This is a genomic window from Nautilia sp. (genome assembly GCF_053994455.1).
Genome location: NZ_JBMYAU010000019.1, coordinates 1 through 9,859, shown reverse-complemented (window position 1 = coordinate 9,859; position 9,859 = coordinate 1). Strand labels below are relative to the sequence as shown.

12 protein-coding genes and 4 tRNA genes are annotated in these 9,859 nt (G+C 35.3%); 6 read left to right on the top strand and 10 right to left on the bottom strand.

Going from position 1 to position 9,859, the window contains the following annotated elements; genetic code table 11:
- The 6 genes from ACXJIE_RS01175 to ACXJIE_RS01150 all read left to right on the top strand — a co-directional run.
- Nucleotides 1-998, top strand: a 998-nt coding sequence (locus ACXJIE_RS01175; protein ID WP_456479149.1) for a M23 family metallopeptidase, incomplete at its 5' end; no start/stop codon positions are given.
- Nucleotides 995-1,966 carry a hypothetical protein gene (locus tag ACXJIE_RS01170; protein WP_456479148.1) on the top strand — a complete coding sequence of 324 codons (972 nt, stop codon included), beginning with the start codon at nucleotides 995-997 and terminating at the stop codon, nucleotides 1,964-1,966. The genes ACXJIE_RS01175 and ACXJIE_RS01170, both read left to right, overlap by 4 nt.
- The gene (locus ACXJIE_RS01165) at nucleotides 1,950-2,642 is read left to right on the top strand and encodes a lysophospholipid acyltransferase family protein (protein ID WP_456479147.1); all 693 of its coding nucleotides are present in this window, start codon (nucleotides 1,950-1,952) and stop codon (nucleotides 2,640-2,642) included. The genes ACXJIE_RS01170 and ACXJIE_RS01165 overlap by 17 nt, the downstream gene beginning before the upstream one ends.
- Nucleotides 2,643-2,700: 58 nt before the next feature.
- Nucleotides 2,701-3,087: a fluoride efflux transporter CrcB gene (gene crcB / locus ACXJIE_RS01160; RefSeq protein ID WP_456479146.1), complete on the top strand. Its 387-nt coding sequence runs from the start codon at nucleotides 2,701-2,703 to the stop codon at nucleotides 3,085-3,087.
- Nucleotides 3,088-3,191: 104 nt separating this feature from the next.
- Nucleotides 3,192-3,905 carry a M90 family metallopeptidase gene (locus tag ACXJIE_RS01155; RefSeq protein ID WP_456479145.1) on the top strand — a complete coding sequence of 238 codons (714 nt, stop codon included), beginning with the start codon at nucleotides 3,192-3,194 and terminating at the stop codon, nucleotides 3,903-3,905.
- 58 nt (nucleotides 3,906-3,963) lie between these two features.
- Nucleotides 3,964-4,518 carry a YkgJ family cysteine cluster protein gene (locus ACXJIE_RS01150; protein WP_456479144.1) on the top strand — a complete coding sequence of 185 codons (555 nt, stop codon included), beginning with the start codon at nucleotides 3,964-3,966 and terminating at the stop codon, nucleotides 4,516-4,518.
- Here the strand turns inward: ACXJIE_RS01150 and ACXJIE_RS01145 are convergent.
- From ACXJIE_RS01145 to ACXJIE_RS01100, 10 genes are all read right to left on the bottom strand, one after another.
- Nucleotides 4,511-4,750: a hypothetical protein gene (locus ACXJIE_RS01145; RefSeq protein WP_456479143.1), complete on the bottom strand. Its 240-nt coding sequence runs from the start codon at nucleotides 4,748-4,750 to the stop codon at nucleotides 4,511-4,513. The genes ACXJIE_RS01150 and ACXJIE_RS01145 overlap by 8 nt on opposite strands.
- Before the next feature lie 1,236 nt (nucleotides 4,751-5,986).
- A tRNA-Asp gene (locus ACXJIE_RS01140) sits at nucleotides 5,987-6,063 on the bottom strand.
- A gap of 17 nt (nucleotides 6,064-6,080) precedes the next feature.
- Nucleotides 6,081-6,156 (bottom strand) — tRNA-Val (locus tag ACXJIE_RS01135).
- A 35-nt stretch (nucleotides 6,157-6,191) separates the two neighbouring features.
- Nucleotides 6,192-6,266: transfer RNA gene (locus tag ACXJIE_RS01130), tRNA-Glu, on the bottom strand.
- A gap of 7 nt (nucleotides 6,267-6,273) precedes the next feature.
- Nucleotides 6,274-6,349: transfer RNA gene (locus ACXJIE_RS01125), tRNA-Lys, on the bottom strand.
- Nucleotides 6,350-6,441: 92 nt separating this feature from the next.
- Nucleotides 6,442-6,798, bottom strand: coding sequence for a hypothetical protein (locus ACXJIE_RS01120; protein ID WP_456479142.1), 357 nt, complete (start codon nucleotides 6,796-6,798; stop codon nucleotides 6,442-6,444).
- Complete coding sequence (locus ACXJIE_RS01115) at nucleotides 6,798-7,709, bottom strand: NAD(P)-dependent oxidoreductase (protein ID WP_456479141.1); 912 nt, start codon at nucleotides 7,707-7,709, stop codon at nucleotides 6,798-6,800. The genes ACXJIE_RS01120 and ACXJIE_RS01115 overlap by 1 nt, the downstream gene beginning before the upstream one ends.
- Nucleotides 7,710-7,771: 62 nt before the next feature.
- The gene (locus ACXJIE_RS01110; protein WP_456479140.1) at nucleotides 7,772-8,278 is read right to left on the bottom strand and encodes a 4Fe-4S dicluster domain-containing protein; all 507 of its coding nucleotides are present in this window, start codon (nucleotides 8,276-8,278) and stop codon (nucleotides 7,772-7,774) included.
- A 10-nt stretch (nucleotides 8,279-8,288) separates the two neighbouring features.
- Nucleotides 8,289-9,374 (bottom strand): hydrogenase large subunit, encoded by a 1,086-nt coding sequence (locus ACXJIE_RS01105; RefSeq protein ID WP_456479139.1) that lies wholly within the window; start codon nucleotides 9,372-9,374, stop codon nucleotides 8,289-8,291.
- Nucleotides 9,364-9,738, bottom strand: coding sequence for an NADH-quinone oxidoreductase subunit C (locus ACXJIE_RS01100; RefSeq protein WP_456479138.1), 375 nt, complete (start codon nucleotides 9,736-9,738; stop codon nucleotides 9,364-9,366). The genes ACXJIE_RS01105 and ACXJIE_RS01100 overlap by 11 nt, the downstream gene beginning before the upstream one ends.
- Nucleotides 9,739-9,859: the final 121 nt, after the last annotated feature.

Genomic DNA, 9,859 nt, shown 5'->3' with positions numbered 1-9,859 from the left:
AACAAAATTCGCTGCCTCTTAGCATTTATTACAACCTGCCACCGGACATAAAAAGATACGTCAGATCAATCCCGAAAGGTGAAAGTATTTTCATTTTAAGGGACAACAACGTAATAAAACAGGCTTTGATCCCCATAAGTCCCTCTAAACAGATACAGATAATTAAAACAAAAAACGGTTACAAAACAGAAATAGTTCCAATAATATACGAAACCGTTACAAAAAGGGTCTCCGCCGTAATAAACAATTATCTCAGTTACGATCTGTATAAAGCGACAAAACTGAAAAGCCTTTCTTCAAAACTAACCGACATATTTTCCGACAGAGTGAATTTCAGAGCCATTCCAAAAAACACAAAAGTGGAAATAGTATATGAAGAAAAACTTAAATTCGGAGAAATAAAAGACGTAAAAATCCTTTACGCAAGACTTTCAAACAAATATTACAGCGTTGACGCGTTTCTAAACCCAAAAGACGGAAGATACTACGACAGCAACGGCAAAAGTTTAAAAGGAATGTTTTTAGCCGCACCTCTCAGATACAAAAGGATATCATCACCATTCGGCATGAGATTTCATCCTATTCTTCATAAATGGAGAAAGCATGACGGTATAGATTACGTAAATAAAATAGGAACCCCTATCCACGCAGTTGCAGACGGTAAAATTATTTTTAAAGGCTGGATTAAAGGATACGGATACTGCATAAAAATAAGACATAAAAACGGATATATCACTTTATACGGTCATTTAAAAAGTTTCGCAAGAGGCATTTACAGGGGTAAATGGGTAAGACAGGGACAGACAATAGCATATCTCGGAAACACAGGGCTTTCAACCGGCCCTCATCTTCATTTCGGTGTTATGCACTACGGCAGATGGATAAACCCCGTTAAACTCAGAAAATCCGTAAAAACAACCCTTTACGGAAAAAAAAGAAAAGAATTTTTAGCCTATATTAAAGAATTCACAAAAGAGAACAACATAGCGCTCAAATGAGATACTTAATATTATTAATCGCTTCTTTTCTTTTTGCCGCGACAAACCTCATAATCCAATATCCGGGCTTAAAAAAAGAATATTATAAAAATCAGATTGTAACACTGAACATAAAAGTCATTACCCCCAAAGAGATAAACCTTACTTTCATACCCCCTTTGAATTCGGAATTAAACGTAACTAAAACAAATAGTCTGATTTACAATTTGAAACTAAAATACCAAAACGACGACAAAACCAAAAAACTGTTTATTTTAGGGAAAAACATATACAAAGAGATAGATTTAAGCAGACTGTACAGTACTGTTAAACTAAATAAAATCAACGACTTCTGCGGTGTTTTGGCCGACAGTTTGAAAATTGACAACGTTATCGCCAGCAAATACGACAACCGCTATAATATGCTTTCATTTAACATACAAAGTTCAAACGGAAACCTGAAGGATTTCACGTTAAAAATAAAAGACGAAAATTTAACCCTTTCCAACAGTAATAAAGCCTCTTTTTTTACGCTGGTTCCTAAAAACACACATACTATCAGCTTTTATTATTTCAACACAAGTATGGACAATTACAAAAAAATAAATATACCCATAAATATAAAAGAAGAAACCATAAGCACCCAGACGGATCTAAACCCCGAAGAAAACACCGTATTTACACCCGTAAACATACTGCTTCTTTCTGTTACGGCCCTGCTTATCGTTATTTTTTTAATTTATCAGAAAATATGGCTTTTGATCCCTCCGCTGCTGTTAAGTGCTTTTCTTATTTACTTAAACCTGCCGAAAGGAACCGGATACCTCAGCAGAAACACAAAAGTATACATACTGCCTACGAAAAACTCCACCGTTTTTTACGAAGCTCCTGTAGGAGTAAAAGTTAAAATTTTAAAAAAGCTAAAACATTACACCAAAATAAAAATAAAAAATAAAATAGGATGGGTAAAAAATGAAGATATTAAGTAGTATAGCAAGTTTCTTTAAGCTTGCGGCGGGCGCTTTATGTGTGTTTTTAACGGGACTTCTTTGCGGGATTAATCCTAAAAATGAACTCAAATACAGAAAATGGTGCTCTAAATTTTTAACATCGTTAATAGCCGAAAAAATTGTCGTAGAAGGCAAACCGGACTCCGAAGCGAAACTTTTAATAGGAAACCACACAAACAACTTGGATATAGCTCTGATGGAAACGGTAATACCCGAAAAACTGATATGGGTCGCAAAAAAAGAACTCGGCGAAATTCCGGTTATAAAATATATGCTTACAAAAACCGATATGATTCTTGTTGACAGAAGCGACAAAAGATCCGTTTTAAAAATGCTAAGGGAAATTAAAGACAGAACTGAAAGAGGATTTAAAGTCGTTTTGTTTCCTGAAGGCACAAGAAATAAAACAAACCCTAAAAAAATGATAAAATGGAAAAACGGGACCAAAGCCGTGGCCGAAAAACTGAATCTGAAAGTCCAGCCTTTCGTAATTGTAAACCTTCCTTTCGCATTCAAAAAAAAGCCCTTCAGAATAGAAAAAAAGATATTAAAGGTTATATATCTTCCCCCCGTTGATCCGGCTGCAAATCCGGGATGGTTCGAAGAAACGAAAGAAAAAATGCAAAAAGTTTTGGATAAAGAATACGATTCTTAAAACATTTTTCATAAAACGATATTATAATTTTAATAAATTCTGCTTATAAGGAGACATTTTGAAATTCGACACAATGCTTGCAATAGGAATAGGCGGTTTTATAGGGGCGATTTTAAGGGCATATACGGCGGGACTCGTAAACAGCGCCGTTAAACACGACATACCGTTCGGTACGCTCAGCGTAAATCTCATCGGAAGTCTTCTTTTGGGAATGTTTATAGGCGCCATACAGTACGGAGGAATTCAAAACCCGTATTTAAAATCGCTTCTGACTACAGGGATGATGGGTGCTTTTACGACTTTTTCAACTTTCGCGGTGGAAAGCTTCTTTCTTTTTAAAAACGCACTTTACATTCAGGCCCTTTCATATATCTTATTAAACGTAATAGGATGTATAATATTGGCGGGTGCGGGATTTAAAGGGATAGAAGCAATACTTAAATAATGGAAAATTTTAAAATCTTTCTTATTCTATTATGGTCTCTTTTTTTTCTTTTTTTAATTTTTATATTCATAAAGCGTTTTTATTACGTTAAAAAATTTGAAAAAATGCAAAAAGAACCTCTCAGAGAAGAAGATGAAAAAATTTTAAATACCGTGCCCTTATATAAAAGACTTTCGGACGGAAATAAAAAAATTCTCTCTTTTAAAATTAAAAGATTTAAAACCGAAAAACAGTTCATAGGTGTGGGAATCGAAATAAACAACGAAATAAAAACACTTATCTCGTTCTTTGCCTGTCTACCTACATTAGGATACAAATATTTCTGCTATCCTTCTTTAAATTATATTTACATATACCCCCATACCGTAATATTAAATAATGAAAAAAACACAAACGGTGTAATTTCAAAAGAACAGTTTCTCATCGAAGGTGAAGCTGTAGGAGACAGCGTTGTGATAATATGGAATAAAGCCAAACGGGAAATTTACCATAATACCGGGAGAAACGTAATAATACACGAATTTGCCCACGAGCTTGATTTCGAAGAAGGAGCTTTTGACGGCATACCTCCCATTGAAAAATCCCTTTACGGCGAATGGACGAAAATACTTTTTAAAGAATACGAAAAATTCAGAAAAAAAATACTTCTAAACAGATTTTTGGGAAAATATTCACTGCTTGACAGTTACGCGGCAACAAACAAAGCGGAATTTTTTGCCGTTTTAAGCGAATATTATTTTTCACATCCCGAAATATTGAAAAAACATTTCCCAGACATTTACAGAGAACTTAAAATTTTCTACAAAATAGAAATATAAAATTAATTTTCCCAATATTCTTTAAAAATTTTTGTTATTATGATAAAAAAGGCTTTTTATGTACAGCAGTATCAGACATCTGCATTTATTAAAATTCAAAGGCTGTGACGAGTGCACGGAGTGCTGTAAATCAAAATATATGGCGCCTCTCGTGCTGGAGGATTTTGAAAAGGTATATAAATATTTTCCAATACTAATAGCAAAACTCGACAAGCTAAAACCGGTTATGCTGTTAAGCAATTCCGCCTCCTGCCCTTATCTTGAAAACAAAAAATGTTCAATTTACGAAAACAGGCCTCCAGCCTGTAAAATTTATCCGTATTCTCCTTGGTTCGGAGACATTTTACTGGATTTAAGCTGCAAAGGGGTCGGTATTGAGGGTAAAACACTTCCTTTAACACCGGAAGAATTTTTAAAATCAGATTTTTATGAGGAACGTTTCGAAAATATTACGGAAAAAATAAAAAACACTAATATCTGGCTTGCAAAGCAGGAGGTTGTATATTTTCGGACATATAAAAACATTAAACTTTACATCTTAAAAAATGCGCGGGACGATTATGCTCATATGCACAAAAACTCCCTTATGTTTCTTTCTTATTATTTTAATTAAGACTGTCTCTTAGCTTATAGAATTCTTCATTCAGCTGATAATAAACTTTTTCTTTATTTACCGATAAATCGTCTGATATATCTATATCGACGTTAAGATTGTATTTTTCCACAAACCTCTTCAAATCAAAAACGTTGTTTATTTTTAAAGCTTCAAGAGCCATTTTTTCAAAATTTTTATCTCTGTTTTCATATTTCAATATATTTATTAGCACTTTTTTTTCCAATATCATCCACGGTCTTTCTGTAATATGCTTTTTATTTATTATACAACCTTTAAATAAATAAATCTCTTAAATAAACAGAGGGAAATGATTTTTATTAATATACGTAAAAATTGTGTAAGATCTACATTGGATAAATATGGTTTAATCAAACGATTAGCAATAGTAACATACACTTATTGGAAAATTTTAAATGGCAAAACCGACGTAAAATTTATCCACAGTTAGCTATTTATTTCCGGAATATTTAGTAAAAAACGTTTGTCGGATATCCGCTAACCGTTTAAGAGGACATCATCTAAAAATTTCTCAATTTCTTTTTTAGATATGATTTTTTTGTAGTTATATATAAAATACCGAAAAATCCAATAAATTCAATATCGAGGTTTTTGGCGATTTTTCTGCCTTTTTCTCAACAAGCATAAGGGGAAGTTTTTTTCAACAGCAAGGGTAACGGCTTCGCTTTCCCCTCATCTAAAATTCTTCTGAAATTGCTTAAAATTTCGTTTTTTGGAGCTTCAATAACTTCTATAAATTTAGGAAATTAAATATCATTTTTAAAAGTAACCTCTTCGTAAACTTTTTTTGGTATATAACTTTTTTTAAAACAGTAAGCAAATCAAGTTTTTTTAAATAACCTAAAATTATAAGTACAGTGCTGACGCTTATTATCATTTCACAAAATTCCGGGCCATATTCAAATTGTCTTTAAAATTATAATCGATTACATCAACGCCTAATGAGGATAAAAATTTCATAGCTTCTTTTTTTTATATTCAAAGATGTCGCAAGTTCTCCCAGTCCTATAAGAGAATTTTGATACGCATCAATTCAATTAAAAAGGATATTTTAAGCGCTTCTGTTATTATTTTATCATCAAACGATATGGTTATTCCTATCGGTTTGTTTCTTTTTGTGATGTTGTATATTCTTTGTTTTCAAACCATTTGGTTATTATCTTATTCCTATCGCTTTTATCATTTATACTTACATTTGTAAATATCATATCATAAAAATATAATTTTAGAAACGTTATAAGACGTCTTTTTAGGAGTTGATTTTTATAAATCTTTAGGGGCATATTTATTATAGTGAAACTAAGTTTATGGAGCGAAATAAAAATGGATTTGCAGATGTTTTATAAAATATATTTTTCTATTAAACTGTCAGAAAATAAACCAAAAACGACTTACACTTACTTCGCTCATTTTTAAAGATACCGAAATTACGGAGTTTTTGAAGTAATGGCGGAGCCGACGGGACTCGAACCCGCGACCTCCGGCGTGACAGGCCGGCATTCTAACCAGCTAAACTACGGCTCCACACTTGGCATTGTAGATGGTGGTCGCTGCAGGGCTCGAACCTGCGACCCCCAGCTTGTAAGGCTGGTGCTCTCCCAACTGAGCTAAGCGACCGACAATTTTTTAAAAATGGATTAGGACTTTTGAAGTGGTGACCCCTACGGGACTCGAACCCGTGTCGCCGCCGTGAAAGGGCGGTGTCCTAACCGCTAGACGAAGGGGCCGTCTGAGTGGTGACCCGTGCTGGATTCGAACCAGCGGCCCTCTGCTTAAAAGGCAGATGCTCTACCGACTGAGCTAACGGGTCGGCTTTTCTTTCACAACTTGTCGTTGTGGACTGAAATTATATGTAAATTATTTTCCAATGTCAATATATTTTTACAAAAAAAAGAAAAAATTTTAATTTTTATTAAAATTTAAAAAATTGTTCGCAGGATTTTGGGGTATTATATCTTTTAAAGTGTCTTTATGGCATTTGGTGCAGGTTTTCAGCTTTTGATGTTCGGGTATTGGTGTATTTATAAGCTTTTCCCTGCTGTGGCAGTCAAAACAGTCCGCCCCGCACTCGCTCATCGCCTTTTCACTGTGGTTCGGATGGCATTTGGTGCATGTAATTAAAAAATGGTGTTCTTTATAATATTTATTGTTTTTATCGTATTCCAAAGGTTTCAGTTTAGGATGACATTCAAGGCAGTTGCTGCTGCATGCAAGTGAAATTACGGCTGATAATGCCAAAGCACTCACTTTTTTCAGCATTATTTCTCCTTTTCGTACAAGATTTTCAAACAGTTTCTCGGTTTCATTCCGCTTAAAAAATCTTTAATGTTTTCAAGTGATATTTCCATAATTCTAAAAAGAGCTTCTTTAGTGTAATATGCCATATGCGGTGTCGCAATAATATTTTCTTTTTTCGCCAGATTCCAGTCAGGTAAAACATCTGCGGCGATTATTCCCTCAAACATTTCATAAACCTCTTTTTGTATTATTTCGGCACGTGCCGGGTTAATTATAACATTACCTTTGAATTTTGTTATATTTTGCATATTAATCATATTTCTTGTTGAATTTGTAAGAGGAAGCGCAATAAACAAAAAATCCGAATATTTTAATACATAATCCAGATTATCGGTAAATTCCACGCCCTCGATATGTTTTTCGCTTCTGTTAAACCCTATTACGTCAGCTTCAAATCCCAATGCAAGTTTCGCAATATATTTACCTATCGTCCCAAGCCCCAAAATTCCCACGGTTTTTCCGGCAATTTCAATACCTTTTAGATCCAAATAATTTAAATTGCCTTCTTTGACTCTGTTAATTGCTATATACGTCTTTCTGATTGCTTCAAAAAGAAGGGAAAATGAAAATTCACCTACCGCAGGCCCGGCATATCCGAATACATTACTTGCCAGAAGCCCTCTTTTGTAAATTTCTTCCAAATCCATATGATCAACACCGGTTGAGCGGGTCTGGATATATTTTAATTTAGGAAATTTATCAAGGACGTTTTTATCCACTTTCGAATGTATAAAAACGGAAATTACTTCAAAATCGCAGTAACCTTTGTATTCGTTTACAGTTTCGGTAAAAAAATAGAGTTCATGACCTTTCAGATTCTGCTCAAAGAAAGACTTTTCTTCAGGCTTTATTTCAAAGAAGGCGATTTTCATAACAAATCCTTATGAATTTTTATTCATAAGGTATTATACACCTAAAAAAAGAAAAAAGGAAGTTATTCGGAAGCTTTGGCTTTTGCGGCCTTTGCCGCGGCTCTTTTGGCTTTTTTGTATTCGGCGAGTTTAGCCCTGCTCTCAGAAGCCCTGATTTCAAGTTCCCGCCATTTTTTTTCAACGTCTTTAGGATTGTCCATTGTATTGATGAAATATCCGAGTTTGGAGTTTTTAACCACACTTTCGCCCATTACCGGCGTTCTTGCGTTTGATTGTACAAGACAACCTTCTTCCGCCTTAGGACACACATCCACACACGCCCCGCAGTAAATACACAGATACGGATTATAGTTATACTGCTTTTTTCCGCTTTCGATATCTACCACTTCAAATTTTATAGCCCCCGGAGGACAGATGTTTTCACATTTGTCACAGAAAATGCAAAGCTCTTCGTTATAAAGAATAGTCCCTCTGTAACCTTTAGGTTCGGGTGAAGGGGCAAAAGGGTATTTTATTGTTTCAGGTTTTGAAACAAGATTTTTAAGTGATTCTATAAACATTTGTATCATAACCTCTCCTTTATCTCGCCGTACAGCTCATACACGGGTCGAAACTTAAAACTATCGCCTGGGCATCCGAATATTTCTCACCTACAAAAAGTTCTTTAAGCACGGGTATATTCGCATACGTAGGGACTCTTATTCTAACTCTTTCAAGAACTTTAGTTTTATTGCCTTTAAGATAATAAAAACATTCACCTCTCGGCGCTTCAACCCTTACAAACGTCTCACCCTCAGGTCTTCCCTTTACTTTAACCCTGTGTTCTCCTTCGGGAATTCCGTCAAGAATATTCAGACACATTTCGATTGAATTCATAATTTCATCGAATCTCACCATATTTCTCGCCCATACATCACCTTCCGTTCGTATCTGAAGCTTGTATCCCACTTCTTCAAAAGGAAGATAGTCATACTCGGCCCTTGCATCCGTTTCAAGTCCGCTCGCCCTTGCAATAGGACCCGCAGCATTGAATTTAGCCGCCATTTCTTTTGAAATAGTTCCCACTCCTTTTGTTTTTACACCGAACGTATAGTCGTTTTCGAAAAACTCTATCAGTTTTTCGGTGTTTGCTTTAAGCGTTAAGAGTTTTTCCCTTGCAAAATCTTCCGTTTCCTTATCAAAATCCCTTGCAACCCCTCCTATTATCTGGTAATCATACTGCACTCTGTTACCTGTAATTCTTTCAAGTATGTCCATTACGTCTTCTCTGTACCTGAACGTCTGCATAAATAGATTTTCATATCCTACAACCTCGGCAACATGTCCGTTTGCAAGCAGGTGTGAATGGATTCTGTCAAGCTCTACCACAAGCATTCTTAAATAGTCTATTTTTTTATTCGTTTCTATTCCTAAAAGTTTTTCAATACCGTTCGTGTAAGCCCCGGCGTGGGTAATGGAACAAAGCCCGCAGACCCTTGCAACCAAATACGGAAGCTGCGTATATTCGAACTTTGTAATTGCAGCTTTTTCTATACCTCTGTGAACATATCCTATATTTACCGTAACATCCGTAATCACTTCGTTTTGAGTCTCAAATAAAAAGCTCACAGGCTCAGGCAGCGCTACATGCTGTGAACCGAAAGGCACTATAATCTTATTTCCCATTTGCTTCCCCTTTTCTAAGCGGCGCCTGAGGCGCGTCGGGTTCTATAAACACACCTTTTGCCGCATTTTCCACATCAAGCCCGAACAGATCCGCAAGTTCCCATTCGGCTATCCATGCACTCGGAACCACGCTTACGATTGAAGGTATTTTTGCATCGTAAGATACATTTTCCGCCCTGAACACCACCAATTTGTTTTTGTCGTAATATTTTGAAAATATCCAGTCAATAGTTACATTTCCTCCGTTATCGGTGGCGTTTACCGTTACATAATGATATTTGTTTTCGTCATACCACGCTTTTATCAACTCAACCACATTTTCAAGTGTGGCCTCAAAAAATGTTATTTCGGGATTAATCATCATTTCTTGCTCCTAATTTTTCTAATAATTCGACGCTGTGTCCTCTCATATACTCTTTTTCTTTCGTTTTTTTCTCCCAGATTTTAACCGCCTCAACCATTCCGTCGATTACGGCTTCGACTCT